Source organism: Stackebrandtia soli (genome assembly GCF_965137155.1).
GTDB classification, from domain to species: Bacteria; Actinomycetota; Actinomycetes; order Mycobacteriales; family Micromonosporaceae; genus Stackebrandtia; species Stackebrandtia soli.
Genome location: NZ_CBCRZX010000005.1, coordinates 9403 through 26718 on the forward strand (window position 1 = coordinate 9403; position 17316 = coordinate 26718).

A 17316-nucleotide genomic window follows, 5' to 3' on the forward strand; every position below is an offset into this window, starting at 1 on the left:
CCCACCGCGTTCGTCCAGGCATCGACGCCACGCCCGATCACGACGCGACGAGACTCTCACCACAACCCGTCCACACGGCACACGCCCCGCGAGCGAGCACACACCACAACGGCCCCACGCTGTCGTCGTCGGCTTCGCCGCCGCACTACGATGGCAATGCGACATCCCAACCACGCCACGAACAGGAGCCCGCAGGTGGCAGGACAGAATCAGGCGCCGAGCGGTGACGGTGACGGCGACGGGGCCAAAACCCCCGCACCGCCCCGGAACCTGCCCGCCCCCGCGGCGAACGGCACTGGAGGCCGCGGGCTCGCGTCCGCGCCGACCGGTNGCCGGGTCCGCGCGCGGCTCGCCCGGTTCAACACGCCCTGGCAGGCACCGCAGTTGCGCGAGGAGTTGGAACCACTCGTCGCCACGCACCGCGCCGCCCACCCCCGCGCGGACATCCGGCTACTGCAGCGCGCCTACGACACCGCCGAAAAGCTGCACCGGGGGCAGTTTCGGAAGTCGGGCGACCCGTACATCACCCACCCGCTCGCGGTCGCGTCGATCCTCGCCGAACTCGGCATGGACACCACGACGCTCGTCGCCGCGCTGCTCCACGACACCGTCGAGGACACCGACACCACCGTCGAGGACATCTCCAAGGCCTTCGGCGGTGAGGTCGCGCTCCTGGTCGACGGTGTGACCAAATTGGACAAGGTGAAGCTCGGCGACGCCGCCAAGGCCGAGACGATCCGCAAGATGGTCGTCGCGATGGCGAAGGACCCGCGCGTCCTCGTCATCAAACTCGCCGACCGCCTGCACAACATGCGGACGCTGGCGTTCCTGCCGCCCGCCAAGCAGGAGCAGAAGGCCCGCGAGACGCTCGAGATCCTCGCGCCGCTGGCGCACCGGCTCGGCATGAACACGATCAAGTGGGAGCTGGAGGACCTGTCCTTCGCGACGCTGTATCCCAAGCGCTTCGCCGAGATCAGCCGCCTCGTCGCCGACCACTCCCCGCAGCGGGAGATGCTGCTGGCGGAGGTGACCGACCGGGTGAACTCCGAGCTGCGCGAGTCCCGGATCAAGGCGACCGTCTCCGGCCGACCGAAGCACATGTACTCGATCTACCAGAAGATGATCGTGCGCGGTCGGGACTTCTCCGACATCTACGACCTCGTCGGCATCCGCATCCTCGTCCAAAGTGAACGCGACTGCTACGCCGCTCTCGGCGTCATCCACGCGCACTGGCAACCGGTCCCCGGCCGGTTCAAGGACTTCATCGCGATGCCGAAGTTCAACATGTACCAGTCGCTGCACACGACCGTCATCGGCCCGAACGGGAAGCCGGTCGAGATGCAGATCCGGACGTGGGCGATGCACCGTACCGCCGAATACGGCATCGCCGCGCACTGGAAGTACAAGGAGACGAAGGGCGCCATCACCGGCCCACCCGCGCACATCGACGAGATGGCGTGGCTGCGACAACTCCTCGACTGGCAGCGCGAAGCCGCCGACCCGAGCGAGTTCCTCGACGCCCTCCGGTTCGACCTCGCCAGCTCCGAGGCCTACGTCTTCACACCGAAGGGCGACGTCATCGCGCTGCCGGCCGGGGCGACCCCCGTCGACTTCGCGTACGCCGTCCACACCGACATCGGGCACCGCACCATCGGAGCGAAGGTCAACGACCGCCTCGTCGCCCTCGACCAAGCACTGTCCAATGGTGACGTCGTCGAGATCTTCACCTCCAACAGCGACACCCCGAACCCCAGCCAGGACTGGCTCGGTTACGTCAAGAGCCCCCGGGCCCGCACCAAGATCCGGCAGCACTTCAACAAGGAACGCCGCGACGAGTCCATCGAGAACGGCAAGAACCTCATCACGAAGGCCATGCGTAAACAAGGCCTTCCGTTGCAGCGCATGCTCACCACGGACGCCCTCACCGCGATCGCGCGCGAGCAGCACCTCACCGACGTCTCAGCGCTGTACGCTGCCGTCGGCGAGAACCAGGTGTCGGCACAGCACGTCATCCAGCAACTCATCACCGGCTACGGCGGCGCCGAGGGCGCCATCGAGGACATCGCCGAAACGCGTGTCCCCGAACAGGAGAAGCCGAAGCCGAAGCGCATGCAGGACGCCGACGTCATCGTCGCCGGGCTCGAGGCCGGGGACGCGAACGTCAAACTCGCCGGCTGCTGCAACCCCGTCCCGCACCAGGACATCATCGGCTTCGTCACCCGCTACAACGTCATCAGCATCCACCGCAGCGACTGCCCCAACCTCATCCGTGCCGAGGACGAACCCGAGCGGCTCGTCGACGTCTCATGGCGGCCAACGTCGGAATCGGCCTTCCTCATGGTGATGCAGGTCGAGGCACTCGACCGGCACCGGCTCCTCGCCGACGTGACCAAGGCGCTGTCCGAGGAACGCGTCAGCATCCTGTCAGCGACCGTGACGACGACCCGCGACCGGGTCGCCCTGTCGCGGTTCACCTTCGAGATGGCCGACCCGAAGCACCTCGACCATGTGCTGCGTGTCGTCCGCCGTGTCGAGGGCGTTTACGACGCCTACAGGATCACGTCCGGCGAGGACGGCGAATAGGCGGCCAGTTTCCTGCACGGACTTGTCGATTGCGAATGACAGCACCACCATTCGGTTCTACGGTGGGGGACAGTGTTTCACTCGCAACACGAAGGAGGCATCATCAGATGGGCATCTCCGACAAGTTCGACGAGATGAAGAACAAGGCCAAGGGCAAGGCTGAAGAGCTCGCCGGGCATGTCAAGGGGAAGAGCGCCGAGGCCAAGGGCGAAGCCAAGGGCAAGGCCGCCGAGGCCAAGGGCAAGGCCAAGGGCGGCTCATCCTCCGGTGGCATGAGCGAGAAGATCGACAAGGCGGCGGACTTCGTCAACGAGAAGACCGGCGGCAAGTACGCCGATAAGGTCGACAAGGCCGCCGACAAGGCGAAGGGCGCCACCGACCGCAACCGGTGACGCCACTGTGAACAAGACTCGGCCCCCGAACCGCTTGGTTNNGGGGCNCCGAGTCTTGTTCAGCTTGTCAGCGTTTCTTCTTGCGCACCGGTCGCGCGCCCGGACGGGGCGCTCCGGAGCCGACCGAGACGGTGACCCGCTCCTCGGAGGCGTCGGCGGCGACGGTCTCCTTCTTCGCGGACTTCCGCTCGGCGGTCTTGCGCTCGCCCACCTTCCGGGCCTGAGCCCGGACTCCGGGCTCGCGGTACTTCAGGTCGACGACCGCGGGCACCGCCAGGAACAGCGACGAGTAGGTGCCGGCGAGCATACCGACGAACAGGACCAACGCCAGGTCGTTCAGGGTGCCGACACCAAGGACTCCGGCACCGACGAACAACAGACCCGCCACCGGCAACAGACCGATGATCGAGGTGTTGATCGACCGCATCAGGGTCTGGTTGATCGCGGAGTTCGCGGCCGACGAGAACGTCGTCCGGACACCGGCCATCGCCTCGCGGGTGTTCTCGTGGACCTTGTCGTACACGACGACCGTGTCGTACAGGGAGTAACCCAGAATGGTCAGAATTCCGACGACCGTGCCCGGCGTGACCTCGAAACCGACCAGCGAGTAGACGCCCGCGGTCAGGATGAGGTCGTGCACGAGGGCGACGAGGGCGCCGGCGGCGTACTTGCGGTCGTAGCGCCACCACAGGTACGCGGTGACCAGGACCAGGAACACGCCAAGCGCGGACAGGGCCTTCTCACTGACGGCGGAGCCCCACGAGGAGCTCACCTCCGAGACGGCGATCTCGTCCACATTGACCAGTTCCGGGTCGACGTCGCCCGGCTCCAGCCCGTTCTCCTGGGCGTAGAACATGATCGCGATGGCTTCGCGGATCTCGTTCGACTGCTGGGTCGGAAGGCCTTCGGTGCGGACGATGTAACGGGCGCTGTCGCCCGAGCCGGCGGTCTGCGAAGACGCGACCTCGACTCCGTACTCCTCGACGGTCTCTCGGACCTCGACGAGGTCGACACCGTCCACGACGGAGGCCTCGAACTGGTTACCGCCGGCGAACTCGATGCCGAAGTTGAAGCCTTTGGCGACGCCGAGGCCGATCGAGGCGATCACGACCAGAACGGAGACGCCGTACCAGATCTTGCGTCGGCCGACGAAGTCGATGTCGGTGTCGCCGTTGTAGAGACGCCGGAGTAGACCCGGTCCCTTCGGCGGCTTGGCCACGGCCTTGGGTTCGGTAGAAGCCATCGGGTCAGGACTCCTTCGGACGCGCCACAGCCGACGAGCTGGGCGAGGGGGACGTGGTGGCGGCGACCTTACGGGTGTGCAGGCCCGACAACGCACGCGAGTCGAGGATGCGACCGCGAGACAACCACGCCACCAGTGGATGGGTGAACAGGAAGACGATCAGCACGTCGACCAGGGTGGAAAGGCCGAGCGTGAACGCGAACCCGCGAACGGCACCGATGGCGAGGAAGTACAGCACGACGGCGGCGAGGAAGGACACCGTGTTGGCCGACAGGATCGTGTGTCGGGCACGCGCCCACGCTCGAGGCACCGCGCTGCCGGACGATCGACCACTCTTCATCTCGTCCTTCAATCGTTCGAAGAAGACGACGAAGGAGTCGGCCGTGATACCGATCGCGACGATGAAACCGGCGATACCCGCCAGAGTCAGGGTGAACCCGATCTGCGAGCCGAGCATCGCGACCAGCGGGTACAGGATCGCGCCGGAGGCCACGAGGCTGACGATGACGACGAAACCGAGCATTCGGTAGTACGCCATGCAGTACAGGATGACGAGGAGGACGCCGATGGCACCGGCGAGGAGGCCGGCCTTCATCTGGTCAATACCGAGAGTCGGCGACACCTCGTCGATCGTCTCGACCTTGAACGCGACCGGCAGCGAACCGTAGTTCAGCTGCTCGGCGAGAACGCGAGCCTGTTCGGATGTGAACTGGCCGGTGATCTCGACGGAGCTGCCACTGGCGGCGCCGTCCTGAATGGTCGGAGCGGAGACGACGAGGTTGTCGAGGACGATCGCGACGGAGCGACCGACGGTCGCCTTCGCCAACTCGGCCCATTTGTCGGCGCCCGCGTTCGTGAAGGTGATGCCGACGGCCCAGTAGCCCGGGTTCGCCTGGTCGACCTGGACGACCGCGCTGGAAACGTCGTCACCGAGGACTTCAGCCGGAGCGAGCAGGTACTTCGCGTAGGCGGAGGTCTTCTGCTCCGCGGCGGCCTGTTCTTCGGCGGCGGTCGGCTTGTTGCACGCGACGACCGGGGCCGCCTCGTCGGAGATCGAACCCGGGGTGCGGGCGTTCAGCTGTCCGCAGCCGATGTTCGGGATGAGGAACTGCATCATCGGCGGGAGTACGGCGACCTCTTCCGCGGTGAGTTCACCGAACGGCGTGAAGAACTGCATCGCGGCCTGGATGCTCTCGGCCGGGATCGGCTGGCCACCGGCGACGAGCGCCTCGGCCTGCTGCATCATCTCGTCGCCGAGTTTGGCGTAGACCTCGTCCTGGAGCTTCTTGGTGGCCTCGTCGAGTTCCGGCTCCTCGGTCTCCGGCGATTCCTCGTCCGAAGGGGACTCGGAGGCGTCGGGGTCGGGGGACTCGGAGGCGTCGGGGTCCGGCGACTCGGAAGCGTCCGGGTCGGGCGATTCGCTGCCGTCGACCTCTTCGTCGCCATCGGCCTTCTCGTCGTCCTCGGCGTCTTCCGACGGCGTGGTCTCGAAGTCCTCCGGGTCCTGCATCGTGTAGTCCGGGATCGGACTCTGCTGGACCTCGCGGAACCGCATGACGGCGGGCGCGCCGATCTCGCGGAGCGCCTCCGTGTCGGTTTCCTTGCCCGCGACGTTGACGACGATGTTGTTGCTGCCTTCGACGTAAACCTCGGGCTCGGCGACACCGGTGCCGTTGACGCGGTTCTCGATGATCTGGCGTGCCTGTTCCATGCTCTCGGCGTTGGGCGTGGCACCACCGGGCAGAGACGCGGTGAGCGTCATGCTCAGTCCGCCCTGGAGGTCGAGGCCGAGCTTCGGAAGCGGGAAGCCGGAGAAGCCGGTGCCCGCGAAAGCCGAGAGCCACACGAGGGCGGTCACGACGAGCAGCGACACGAAGTACGGAAGCACCCGCAGTTGCTTGCGGGCGATCTTCTTACGGCGGCGGGGACCGCTGGAACCGCGGTTGGGCTTGCCGCGGGCGGTTCGAGCCTTCTTCGACGTGGCGGACGTGGACTTCTCGTCCTCGTCGTCATCCTCGTCATCGGCCGGTGGATCGGCCTCACCGTCGTCGTCGACATCGATCGGGGAGGCGAGGGCGTCATCGCGATCGTCGCGTTCGGCCTCGCTTAGCTCCTGGTCGTTGTTCGACTCGTCGGGCTGATCAGCTGACGCCGACTCATTGCGCTTCTGAGCCACAGCCGTCTACTCTCCTCACTTGGGTGCCGGGGGAATCGGGGGTGGCCCGACAACCGTCAATGGAACGCGGAAAAATCGCGCCTTCGGATCAGTTCTGCGTGCCGTCTTTGAGGTCCTTGCTGGCCTTCGACGAGTCGGTGGAGGTCTCTTCGATCTCGGGCTTGTCCTCAGTGGTGGCCGCGCTCGGTTCGTCCTCAACGGTGGCGGTCTCGATCTCGTCATCGATGACGCGGGCGATGGCTCCGCGCTCGTACACGCACATCACGCCGGGGCTGACCTCGATCGTGACGGTCGTGTCGTCGGTGTCGATGATCGTGCCGTGCAATCCGCCGATGGTCACAATGGACATACCCGGTCCGGCCTGGCGCTGCTTCTCCATCATTTCGCGGCGACGCTTGTTCTGCGGCCGGATCATGAGGAAGTACATCGCGGCGAGCATCAAGATGATGATGAGGGGCATGAGAAGCCCGCCGGCGGCGGTCTCTTCCTGGGCGAACAGCACGATGACGCGCCTTTCCTATGTTGAGAACTACGAACGTCTGCGGAGTTTAGCCTGCCGACTGTGCTGGGTGAACGCCACCACATGTGCGGTGTGATCAACCGGTACGATTTCGTTACGATCCGTTGCCCAGGACATCGTCACCCGTTTCGACCAGCGGATCGCCCATCGCGGCGGCGAAACTGCCGGGAGTGGGCACCCGGCCGATGTGCCGCCAACCGTGCGCGGTCGCGATGCGGCCGCGCGGCGTCCGGGCGAGGAGCCCGGCGCGGACCAGGAACGGCTCGCAGACCTCCTCGACGGTGTCGGGCTGCTCCCCCACGGCGACCGCGAGCGTCGACAGGCCGACCGGGCCACCACCGAATGACTCCACGAGCGCCCGCAGGACAGCCCGGTCGAGGCGGTCCAGACCGATCGCGTCGACGTCGTACAGGGACAGGGCGTGCGCGGCGACCTCGCGATGGACGACGCCGTCGGCTCGCACTTGGGCGAAGTCGCGGACCCGCCTGAGCAGGCGGTTGGCGATACGGGGTGTGCCTCGGGAGCGCCCGGCGATCTCGGCGGCGCCGTCGTCGGTCATCTCGACGCCGAGGATGCGGGCGCTGCGGTGCACGATCGCCTCCAGGTCGGTCTTCGAATAGAAGTCGAGTTGACCGACGAAGCCGAAGCGGTCCCGCAGTGGGCCGGTGAGCAGGCCGGAGCGTGTCGTCGCGCCGACGAGGGTGAACGGTTCCAGGTCGAGGGGAATCGCGGTCGCGCCGGGGCCCTTGCCGACCATGACGTCAACGCGGAAGTCCTCCATCGCGGTGTACAGGAGTTCCTCGGCGGGTCTGGCCATCCGGTGGATCTCGTCGATGAACAGGACCTCGCCCGGTCCGAGGGAGGTGAGGACGGCCGCGAGGTCCCCCGAGCGTTCGATGGCGGGGCCGGAGGTCTGGCGCAGCGCGACGCCGAGTTCTGTCGCGACGATCATCGCCAGGGTCGTCTTGCCGAGACCGGGAGGGCCCGACAGCAGTATGTGGTCGGGCGGGCTCGAACGGTGTCGGGACCCGGCCAGGAGCAACTCGAGTTGTTCGCGAACCCTGGACTGGCCGATGAGTTCGTCCAGTTTGGCTGGACGGACTCCGGCCTCGGCGGTGGCCTCCGCTTCGTCGGCGTGGGCCGAGACGAGGGTGGCCTCGTACAGCTCGTCCGCCTCGTACAGCTCATCGTCGTCGATCATTTCGTCCGCCCCAGCAGCCGGATCGCCTGTTTGAGCAGGCTCGGCACGTCGACGGGAGTGGTGTCGTCGGTGTCGGCGTCGATAGCCGTCAGCGCGCGGGACGCGTCCTTGGCCGACCAACCGAGCGCCATCAGACCCTGCTGTACCTGGTCGCGCCAGGCGGGCGGGCGGGCGAGGGCGCCCTTGGTGTCCTGGTGCGGCAGGACCACCGAACCGACCCGGTCCTTCAGTTCGAGGACGAGGCGGTCCGCACCTTTCTTACCCACGCCGGGAATCCGGGTGAGTGTCGCGGTGTCGCCCGTGGCGATGGCGTGCTGGATCACGGCGGGCGGGTGGACGGCGAGCGCGGCCTGGGCGAGTCGGGGTCCGACGCCGCTGGCGGTCTGCAGCAGCTCGAAGAGGTCCCGCTGGTCGGCACCGTCGAAACCATAGAGCGTCAACGATTCCTCGCGCACGATGAGCGTCGTGTGCAGGCTGACCTGTGAGCCGACGCGCAGGTTCGCGAGCGTCCCGGGCGTGGCCTTGACGGACAACCCGACGCCGCCGACCTCGATGACGGCGCGTTCGGCGCTGATGGTGAGGACGGTCCCGTTGATGCTGGCGATCACGTTCGTGTTCCCTTCTCTTCGACGCGGGTGCGAGCGGCCGCGATGCGCGCTTGGGTGCCACCACGCCAGACGTGGCAGATCGCCAGGGCGAGCGCGTCGGCCGCGTCCGCCGGTTTGGGGGCGACCTCCAGCCGCAACAGCCGGGTGACCATTGAGGTCATCTGCTTTTTGTCGGCTGTGCCCGAACCGGTGATGGCCGCCTTCACTTCCGACGGAGTGTAGGTGTGGACTGCGACATCCGCCCTCGCTCCGGCGAGGATCGCGACGCCCGAGGCCTGGGCGGTTCCGATGACGCTCGCGACGTTGTGCTGGCTGAAGACGCGCTCGACGGCGACGGCGTCGGGTGCGAACCGCGCGATGTACTCCGTGAGTTTGGTGTCGAGGCGCAGCAGTCGATCCGGCAGCGGGGCGTCAGGGTCCGTTCGGATGACTCCGACGGCGACGAGTGTGCACGGACGGCCGGGCGTGCCTTCGACGACTCCGACGCCGCACCTGGTCAATCCGGGGTCGACTCCGAGCACCCGCACTGTTTCGGACCGCCTTCCCAAGCGCGTCGGCCCGACCGGACCGCGAACGTTCGTTCGACCACTGTAGTGCCCGCGCGGATCGGGACCGACGGCGACACGCGTCGGCACCGTGACCTGGGGCTGCGTGCCGAGGTGCTGCGGATTACATTGCGTGGGGATGACGCGCGGTGTCAGCATTGCGCTTTGTGAACGCCCCTTACCTTCGCCTCTCCGGACGGGATGAGATCGTCGCCGCCGCCGACGGGCACCCCTTCGTCTCATGTTTCGTCGCCCCGGAAGCGGTCGGCTTCCAGCGCGACGAGACGCTCGTGTGGAACTGGATCTGGGGCGACGATTCGTCCCTGATGGCGTTCGGGGAGCCCGAGCGGGCCGCGCGGCTGTTGCAGGACGTGATGGCGGAGACGCACCCGAGTCGCCTCACGATCCCCGTCGAGGTGTACGACCTGTTGCCGGAGGACGCCCGCCCACCGACGCCGAATCGCTGGCGGTGGTTCTACACCCGCGCGGTGCCCGAGCTGCCCGGCGTGAAACCGCGCGGTGAATGGTTGGACGGCTCCGCGGAGGACGAGATCACGGAGCTGCTCACCGCCGGTTTCCCCGGCGCGTCCAACTGGCCCGGCCCGGCGCGGGGTTCGGGACGACGTCGATGGTTCGGTGTTCGCGATGACGACGGATCGCTCGCCGCGTGCGGCCTCGCGTCCACCAACGGCGGCGAAGTTCCGAATCTGGCGTCGATCTGCGTCCACCCCGACGCGCGCGGCAGGGGCCTCGCGTCCGACATGACGACCTGGGTGACCGCGCGGCTGCTCGACGAGGGGGCACCGCTCGTCGCGCTCGGGTCCTATGTGAGCGAGGAGGCGACGCATCGGCTGTATCGCAGGCTCGGTTACCGGGACGTCTACGTGCTCGCTTCGGGGCGGCTCCGGCCCGAGGAATGATCCACTGCGGATGCCGGCGGGGCGACGGCTCGCGTGATTCGTCGCCTTCTGCTGGGTCAACGGGCTTTCAGCGATCGGGATCACTCGCTCGGGTAATAGATCCATTATGGCTTAACTCTTGACGATGGTCGTGCGAGGCGTCTCCCGATGCGGCAGGATGTGGCTCCTGAGCCACCCGCTCACCCGCCATCGAACGCTTATCCCGTTTGGAGAGTCACGTGCCTGCTCCCTCGTCCCGCACGTTCACCCGGCGATCCCTTCTCGGCGTCATCGGCGTCGGCGCCACCTTGGCCACGGTCGGCCTGCCCGGCACCGCTTCCGCCGAAGACCACACCACGACGGACCAGGACGTCCGTCCCCGCTGCGCGACCTTCAACATCCACCACGGCGCCGGGGTCGACGGCGTCCTTGACCTGGAGCGCGTCGCCCGCGTCATCGAGGCACAGAACCTCGACGTGGTCGGGCTTCAGGAGGTCGATCGGTTCTGGGCCCGATCGGGCTTCGTCGACCAACCACAGTGGCTCGCCCAGCGCCTCGGCATGTACTGCGTCTTCGGAGCGAATCTCGACCTCGATCCCGACGGGGACGGTCAACCACGCCGCCAGTACGGAACGGTCATCCTGTCCAGGACCCGCATCCTGACCTGGTCGAACACTCCCCTTCCGCGTTCCGAGGGGCGCGAACAACGCGGCCTGCTGAGCGCCCTCGTCCACAGCGGACGCGCCCCGTTCGAGTTCCTCAACACGCACCTCGACCACACTGGGCCAGCCGAGCGGCTCCCGCAATGCGAGGCCATTCTGGACATTCTGGGTCCTCGGCCACGGCGGACGATCATCGTCGGAGACCTCAACTGCAAACCGGGCACGGAGGAATACGGGCTGCTGACGAGCGAGCTCGACGACGCGTGGACTGAGGCCGGTCACGGCGACGGCTTCACCTATCCCGCACCGATTCCCGACGGACGCCTCGACTACGTCTTGTCGTCGCGCGACGCCAGACCGTCTGATGTGGAAGTGCTGTACGCCGAACCGATGGCGTCCGACCACCTGCCGGTGAGAGCCACCTACCGCTTCCGCTGACGACACCGCCGTGCCGTCGCTCCGACCGGCCCGGCAACCACGATCCTCTCTCGCGTCGGCCCGGCCGTTCGGTCGGGCCGACGTCGTGTCCGACGGCGTTCGGGCGGGGTGATCCGGACGGCGACACCGGGTCGACAGAACCGAACTCCTTCACTATGGACGATTCGGGCTCGACGTCGACTCGCCACTGTTGCCTCGCTCTCAAAGCGTCGCCGAAGGCCCCTCACGAGACGTATCGTCGATGAGTCGGTCCCACTCGTCTGTCGCCCCGCGTCACCACACGCGCCGCGACGGCCCCTCTCTCCCCGGACAGCCCGAACGGCTCCGCGAGACGTGGTTCCGGCCCGGCGGACACCCGTCCCTCCCTGTTCGCGGCACGCACGACGTGCGCCACCACACGCGCGAACGGATCGGCGGCGTCCACCACGCGACCGGTACCACTGGTGCTGCCGTTATCGCGCGCCCCGATCGACCCACCGCTTGCGAGGACACCATGCCGCCACAGAGCTCAACAATGGACAGACCTGCCGTCGGTACCGCGCGCCCACAACGTTCGATGGTCATGCTCGTACTGGTGCTCGGCACCCTCACCGCCGTCGGGCCGCTCGCGACCGACCTCTATCTTCCGGCGTTCCCCGCGATCGCCGGCGACCTCGGTGCCACCGAGTCCCAGATCTCCCTCACCCTGACCGCCGCGATGGTCGGGCTCGCCGTCGGCCAGCTCGTCATCGGTCCGATGAGTGACGCCTGGGGACGTCGCACACCCCTGCTCATCGGCGTCATCGCCTTCACCGTGTCGTCGGTGCTGTGCATGTTCGTACCGGACGCGACCAGCTTCATCGCGCTGCGATTCGTCCAAGGCATCGCCGGAGCCGCCGGAGCCGTCATCTCGCGCGCGATCGCGCGCGACCACTTCGACGGCGACAGCATCGCCCGGTTCTTCTCCCGACTCGTGCTGGTCAGCATGCTCGCCCCGCTGCTCGGTCCCGTCATCGGCGCGCAGCTGCTGCTCGTCGGCCCGTGGCAGCTCGGCTTCGCGGTCCTGGCGGCCGTCTCCGCGCTCAGCCTCGTGCTGATCTACTTCTTCCTCCCCGAGAGCCTCCCCGCACACGAACGTCGACCGATGAACGGCCGCCAACTGTTCACCACCATCGGAGGTCTCCTGCGCGACGCCCGATTCATCGGACCGACGCTGACGCTCGGGCTCGGCTTCGGAATGATGTTCACCTACATCGCGAACTTCTCGTTCGTCTCACAGAACCAGTTCGGCGCCTCCGCCCAGGAGTTCAGCGCGATGTTCGCGATCAACACGGTCGGGCTGCTCCTCGGCACCCAGATCAACGCGTTCCTCATCGGCAAGGTGTCGACCAGCCGCCGACTCGCGGGCGGACTGATCGGGGCAATCGCCGCCGTCGCCGCGCTCGCGGTCCTCGACGTCACCGGCACGGCCAGTCTCGTGTCGATGACGGCCGCGTTCTTCATCATGATGCTTTCGAACGGCTTCATCTTCCCGAACGCGTCGACGATGTCGCTGGCCAGCCAGCCACCGGCCGTCGCGGGCACCGCCTCCGCGCTCATGGGAACGCTCCAGTTCGCGCTCGGCGGAGGCCTGTCTGCCGCCGCGACCTTGACGAAGAGCGGCCAGGTCAGTCTCGACAGCATGGTCGTCGTCATGCTGGCCGTGGCCGTCGCGGCGGGCGCCGTGTTCGTCTACTCGCAGCGCCGCGCCGCCCGCTACGCCATCTAGCGAACCCTCGAATCGATGACGGTCGGCGCGTGAAGCGCCGGCCGTCATACCGCCAAACCCCACCTTCGGGCCCCATCGCGGCCATACATTGAGTGCTCAGTCGTCACATCGCCAGGGGGGCGCCGTGAGGGAGCTACTCGCACGCAATTGGGGACTCATCGTCTTTCGGGGGGTCCTGGGAGTCATCTTCGGCATCATCGCCGTGTTCTGGCCGGGCATCACCGTGATCGCGCTGGCCATCCTATGGGGCGCGTACGTCCTGGTCGACGGTCTGACCGCGCTCGCGTTCGGCATCGGGGGCGGGGGCGGCGTCTCCGGATCGGGACGCTGGATCATGGTCCTCACCGGCATCGCGGGAGTCGCCGCCGGCATCATCGCCTTCGTGTGGCCGGGGCTCACCGCGCTCGTGCTCCTCTTCGTCATCGCGATCTGGGCGGTGGTCGTCGGAATCTTCCAGCTCATCGCCGCTTGGCGCCTGCGCAAGGAGATCCAAGGCGAGTGGTTGCTGGCGTTCACGGGTCTCGTCTCGATCCTGTTGGGGGTGCTGCTGTTCCTCCAACCCGGCTCCGGCGCGGTCGCCCTGGTGTTCACCATCGGCATCTTCGCGATCGTCTGGGGCATCACCGCGATCGTCCTCGGCGTCCGACTGCGCGGTATCACCAAGTCCGATCCCGGTCCGATCGGAACCACCTAAGAGGTTGTGTCGTCGTCTCAGACCGTGCGAGGCGAGGAATCGGCTCGCTCGGCGACGGACGGGTTCCACGAACCGTGCTCGACGCCTCCGGCGTGTCGGGCACAGTGCCGGAGTTCGCCAACGCCGCCGCAGCCGAACCGTCCGAGTAACGGGACAACCGCCAAAACCGACGACGCCGGGCGTCAGCCGGACGTCGTCCTCGACGAGGAGAGGGCATGTCACTCGATTCCTTCGGCGCATCGACGTCATTCAATGATTTGATCGAACGGTTCTTCGGCGGCGATCCGTTCGCCGCCAGGTCGGTGCAACGCGTCGACCTCAACCGGCTCCTGTCCGATCAGGCGCGCCAACTCCTGACCGACGCGGTCGAGCACGCGACCGAACGCGGCGAGACCGACGTCGACGTGACGCACCTGCTGTGGGCCGCCGCCCAATCCGACCCGACCCGGGCCCTGCTCACCCAGAGCGGCGCCGACCCCGACGAACTCGCCGAGCGGATGGACGCCGCGCACGCCGACAGTCACGGCGACGGCTCCGCACGGCTCACGCCCGCCGCGAAACGAGCGCTCCGCGACGCTCACAACCAGTCCCGTCTGGCCGGGTCCAGCTACATCGGTCCCGAGCACGTCCTGCTCGGAATCGCCGCGAACCCGCAGACCGAGGCCGGGCGCGCGCTCCGCGCGCTGGTGACGACCACCGAGGGAACTCCGAGCACGGCGATGCCCGCGAAGAAACCGCCCTCCTCGACGCCGACGATCGACGAGTACGGCCGAGACCTGACCGAGGAGGCGCGCTCCGACCTCCTCGACCCGGTGGTCGGCCGGGAGGCGGAAATCCAGGACACCGTCGAGATCCTCGCGCGCCGCACGAAGAACAATCCGGTGCTCATCGGTGAACCCGGCGTCGGGAAGACCGCCATCGTCGAAGGACTCGCGCAGCGGATCGTGAACCAGGACGTCCCGGAGATCCTGCGCGGCCGACGCGTCGTCGTCCTCGACCTCGCGGGCATGGTCGCCGGGAGCAAGTACCGCGGTGAGTTCGAGGAGCGCATGAAGAAGGTCATCGCGGAGGCGCAGGAATCGGAGGACGGCCTGATCCTGTTCCTCGACGAACTGCACACCGTCGTGGGCGCGGGCAGTTCGGAGGGCGCGATGGACGCGTCCAACATGCTCAAACCGGCGCTGGCGCGCGGCGAGCTCCACGTCGTAGGTGCGACCACACTGGACGAATACCGAAAGCACATCGAGAAGGACTCGGCTCTCGAACGCCGATTCCAGCCGGTCCTCATACCGGAGCCCACCGTCGACGAGACCATCGAGATCCTGCGCGGGCTACGCGACCGATACGAGGCGCACCACCAGGTCAGGTTCACTGACGAGGCGTTGGACGCGGCGGCGAGCCTCTCCGCGCGGTACATCACCAACCGCTTCCTGCCGGACAAGGCGATCGACCTCATCGACCAGGCGGGCGCGCGAGTGCGGATGCGGGCGTTGACGCCCGCCCCCGACGCTCGCCAGCTCGAGGACGAGATCGCACGGCTCACCGCGGACAAGGACGCGGCCGTCGACGCCGAGGACTACGAGCGCGCCTCCGAGATCAAAGAGGACATCACGGCGGCCCAGGCGCGACTGGCGGAGTCCTCCTCTGAACCGACGAGCGTTCCGACCGTCGACGTCGCCGACATTGCCGAGGTGATCAGCCGCCGCACCGGGGTGCCCGTGTCGCGTCTCACCGAGGCGGAGAAGGACCGGTACACGCGTCTCGAACAGAGCCTGCACGACCGGGTCGTCGGACAGGACGAAGCCGTCACCGCCATCGCGGACGCGGTGCGACGTGCCCGCGCCGGGCTGTCCGACCCGCAGCGCCCCGACGGGTCGTTCATGTTCCTCGGGCCGACGGGCGTCGGGAAGACCGAGCTCGCGCGCACGCTCGCGGACACCCTCTTCGGCGATGAGGCGAGCCTCGTCCGCTTCGACATGAGCGAGTTCCAGGAGAAGCACACCGTGTCGCGGCTCGTCGGGGCGCCGCCCGGTTACGTCGGATACGACGAGGCGGGGCAGCTGACCGAAGCGGTGCGGCGGCGTCCGTACCGGGTGCTCCTGTTCGACGAGGTCGAGAAGGCCCACCCGGACGTCTTCTCGACGCTGTTGCAGGTCCTCGACGACGGTCGCCTCACCGACGCGCAGGGGCGCACCGTCGACTTCAGCAACACCATCGTGATCATGACGAGCAACCTCGGCGCGGACAAGATCCTCGCCGCTCAGTCGGCCGGGCGTCCCGTCGAAGAACTGCGTGACGAGCTCATGGACGCGCTCGCGGCTCGGTTCCGGCCGGAGTTCGTCAACCGGATCGACGAGATCATCCTGTTCAGCGGGCTCGACCCCACGCAGCTTCGGCAGATCACGGCGTTGTTCGTGGACAAGACCCGGCGACGGTTGGCCGCTCAGAAGGTCGGGTTGATCGTGCGGGACGCGGCCATCGACTGGCTGGCCGAGCGGGGGTATCAGCCCGAGTTCGGCGCGCGGCCGTTGCGGCGCACGATCCAGCGTCAACTGGAGAATCGCGTGTCGGCGCTGCTGTTGTCCGATGAGGTCGGCGAGGGGGACGCGATCACGGTGGACGTGGACGGCGGCGAGCTGTCGTTCGAGATCGAACACGGCGGAGGCGGCGAAGCCGCCGCCTCCGACATCGCCGACTGAACGCACCAGGGGTGGACGCACGAGCTGGGCGTCCACCTCCGTTCACCCGTCATCGGACGAACGCGGTGCCGGTGCGACGCAACGGATCACCGGACGTACGCTCCGGTCAAAGCAGACGTCGATGGCGGACGCGCGTCGCCGAGCACCGATCACCTCGGACCGGTCGCGACGTACATCCCGGTCTGAATGGTCGCTTCCTTGAAGAGCCACCGCTCCGACCGTCCCAATGTCGACAGGATCGACGACGGTAACCACTGACCAAGAACAGTTGTTCCCCACCTTCCAGGTTGGGCACAGCCGTTTCCCTTGTGTGGTCTACCGCGTGGCTTCGTGGCTCGCCAGCAACGCTTCGACGTCTTCGCCGGTGTTCTCACCATGAAGCTCGCGACTGATGACCACGGCGGGCGTCGTCAACGCCACGTCGACCCACAACGCGACCCGTTCGGGCTCAGGGACACGCCCCAGACCCATGTGGATGGGTGACTCGCCCAGTTTGGTGTGCGGGGCGTAGTGGGGACGGCAGGTCCACCCGTCGGTGGGGTTCCAATGGACATCCACCGACGCCGTTTCGGGGAACGCCTTCTCGGTGTGCTCGGAGATGAGGGCGAAGGTGCCGGTCCGGGTCGGTGAATCCGTGGTCGTGGCCGGTCCGGCGTTGATGCCTCGGCCGATGACGGCGTCACGGACCGCGCGAATGTATCCATAGTGCTGTTGCGTTGACATGGGTGACGGTTGCCCTTCATCAAGTCGGTCATCATTACGCGGGGACCGCTGCGGCCGTTCGGCTGGCGCGGTGGTACGAAATGGGCCCCGCTATGTTGACGCGTGAGGTACCGAGGGAGGACTGCCTCGGAAACGCGAAAAAACAGCCTGATCGAGAACAATCCACCATCGTCTTCGACGATGTTG

Annotated in this window: 13 protein-coding genes and 1 pseudogene; 7 read left to right on the forward strand and 7 right to left on the reverse strand. The window is 67.4% G+C overall.

The features are described 5' to 3' along the window. Nucleotides 1-331: 331 nt before the first annotated feature. Both ACM9NP_RS04635 and ACM9NP_RS04640 read left to right on the forward strand, forming a co-directional pair. A pseudogene (locus ACM9NP_RS04635) lies at nucleotides 332-2583 on the forward strand (RelA/SpoT family protein); the annotation flags it as partial. A gap of 107 nt (nucleotides 2584-2690) precedes the next feature. After that, nucleotides 2691-2975: an antitoxin gene (locus ACM9NP_RS04640; protein WP_415645322.1), complete on the forward strand. Its 285-nt coding sequence runs from the start codon at nucleotides 2691-2693 to the stop codon at nucleotides 2973-2975. A 67-nt stretch (nucleotides 2976-3042) separates the two neighbouring features. Here ACM9NP_RS04640 and secF read toward each other — a convergent pair whose 3' ends face one another. From secF to ruvC, 6 genes are all read right to left on the reverse strand, one after another. Further along, complete coding sequence (gene secF / locus ACM9NP_RS04645) at nucleotides 3043-4218, reverse strand: protein translocase subunit SecF (protein ID WP_415645323.1); 1176 nt, start codon at nucleotides 4216-4218, stop codon at nucleotides 3043-3045. Nucleotides 4219-4222: 4 nt separating this feature from the next. Then, nucleotides 4223-6394: a protein translocase subunit SecD gene (gene secD, locus ACM9NP_RS04650; RefSeq protein ID WP_415645324.1), complete on the reverse strand. Its 2172-nt coding sequence runs from the start codon at nucleotides 6392-6394 to the stop codon at nucleotides 4223-4225. A gap of 88 nt (nucleotides 6395-6482) precedes the next feature. Further along, nucleotides 6483-6896, reverse strand: a complete 414-nt coding sequence (gene yajC, locus ACM9NP_RS04655; RefSeq protein WP_415645325.1) for a preprotein translocase subunit YajC — start codon at nucleotides 6894-6896, stop codon at nucleotides 6483-6485. Between the two features lie 112 nt (nucleotides 6897-7008). Then, nucleotides 7009-8115 (reverse strand): Holliday junction branch migration DNA helicase RuvB, encoded by a 1107-nt coding sequence (ruvB, locus tag ACM9NP_RS04660; RefSeq protein WP_415645326.1) that lies wholly within the window; start codon nucleotides 8113-8115, stop codon nucleotides 7009-7011. Next, entirely contained in the window at nucleotides 8112-8723 is a 612-nt protein-coding gene (gene ruvA / locus ACM9NP_RS04665; protein WP_415645327.1) for a Holliday junction branch migration protein RuvA, read from the reverse strand. Before ruvA ends, ruvB begins: the two co-directional genes overlap by 4 nt. Then, nucleotides 8720-9250, reverse strand: a complete 531-nt coding sequence (gene ruvC, locus ACM9NP_RS04670; protein ID WP_415645328.1) for a crossover junction endodeoxyribonuclease RuvC — start codon at nucleotides 9248-9250, stop codon at nucleotides 8720-8722. Before ruvC ends, ruvA begins: the two co-directional genes overlap by 4 nt. A 185-nt stretch (nucleotides 9251-9435) precedes the next feature. On the opposite strand from ruvC, the gene ACM9NP_RS04675 reads away from it, so the two are divergent. From ACM9NP_RS04675 to ACM9NP_RS04695, 5 genes are all read left to right on the forward strand, one after another. Beyond that, the gene (locus ACM9NP_RS04675; RefSeq protein ID WP_415645329.1) at nucleotides 9436-10188 is read left to right on the forward strand and encodes a GNAT family N-acetyltransferase; all 753 of its coding nucleotides are present in this window, start codon (nucleotides 9436-9438) and stop codon (nucleotides 10186-10188) included. Between the two features lie 218 nt (nucleotides 10189-10406). Beyond that, nucleotides 10407-11267: an endonuclease/exonuclease/phosphatase family protein gene (locus tag ACM9NP_RS04680; RefSeq protein WP_415645330.1), complete on the forward strand. Its 861-nt coding sequence runs from the start codon at nucleotides 10407-10409 to the stop codon at nucleotides 11265-11267. Between the two features lie 514 nt (nucleotides 11268-11781). Beyond that, entirely contained in the window at nucleotides 11782-13014 is a 1233-nt protein-coding gene (locus tag ACM9NP_RS04685) for a multidrug effflux MFS transporter (RefSeq protein WP_415645331.1), read from the forward strand. Between the two features lie 124 nt (nucleotides 13015-13138). Continuing rightward, entirely contained in the window at nucleotides 13139-13708 is a 570-nt protein-coding gene (locus tag ACM9NP_RS04690) for an HdeD family acid-resistance protein (RefSeq protein WP_415645332.1), read from the forward strand. 215 nt (nucleotides 13709-13923) lie between these two features. Further along, nucleotides 13924-16407: an ATP-dependent Clp protease ATP-binding subunit gene (locus ACM9NP_RS04695; RefSeq protein WP_415645333.1), complete on the forward strand. Its 2484-nt coding sequence runs from the start codon at nucleotides 13924-13926 to the stop codon at nucleotides 16405-16407. A 315-nt stretch (nucleotides 16408-16722) separates the two neighbouring features. On the opposite strand, the gene ACM9NP_RS04700 is transcribed toward ACM9NP_RS04695, so the two are convergent. After that, entirely contained in the window at nucleotides 16723-17130 is a 408-nt protein-coding gene (locus ACM9NP_RS04700) for a DUF6292 family protein (RefSeq protein ID WP_415645334.1), read from the reverse strand. Nucleotides 17131-17316: the final 186 nt, after the last annotated feature.

What these genes read in the sequence shown, in the direction of transcription:
- ACM9NP_RS04640 (WP_415645322.1), top strand. Translation starts at nt 2,691, where the DNA reads ATGGGCATCTCCGACAAGTTCGACGAGATGAAGAACAAGGCCAAGGGC.
- secF (WP_415645323.1), bottom strand. Translation starts at nt 4,218, where the DNA reads ATGGCTTCTACCGAACCCAAGGCCGTGGCCAAGCCGCCGAAGGGACCG.
- ACM9NP_RS04685 (WP_415645331.1), top strand. Translation starts at nt 11,782, where the DNA reads ATGGACAGACCTGCCGTCGGTACCGCGCGCCCACAACGTTCGATGGTC.
- ruvB (WP_415645326.1), bottom strand. Translation starts at nt 8,115, where the DNA reads ATGATCGACGACGATGAGCTGTACGAGGCGGACGAGCTGTACGAGGCC.
- ACM9NP_RS04695 (WP_415645333.1), top strand. Translation starts at nt 13,924, where the DNA reads ATGTCACTCGATTCCTTCGGCGCATCGACGTCATTCAATGATTTGATC.
- ACM9NP_RS04700 (WP_415645334.1), bottom strand. Translation starts at nt 17,130, where the DNA reads ATGTCAACGCAACAGCACTATGGATACATTCGCGCGGTCCGTGACGCC.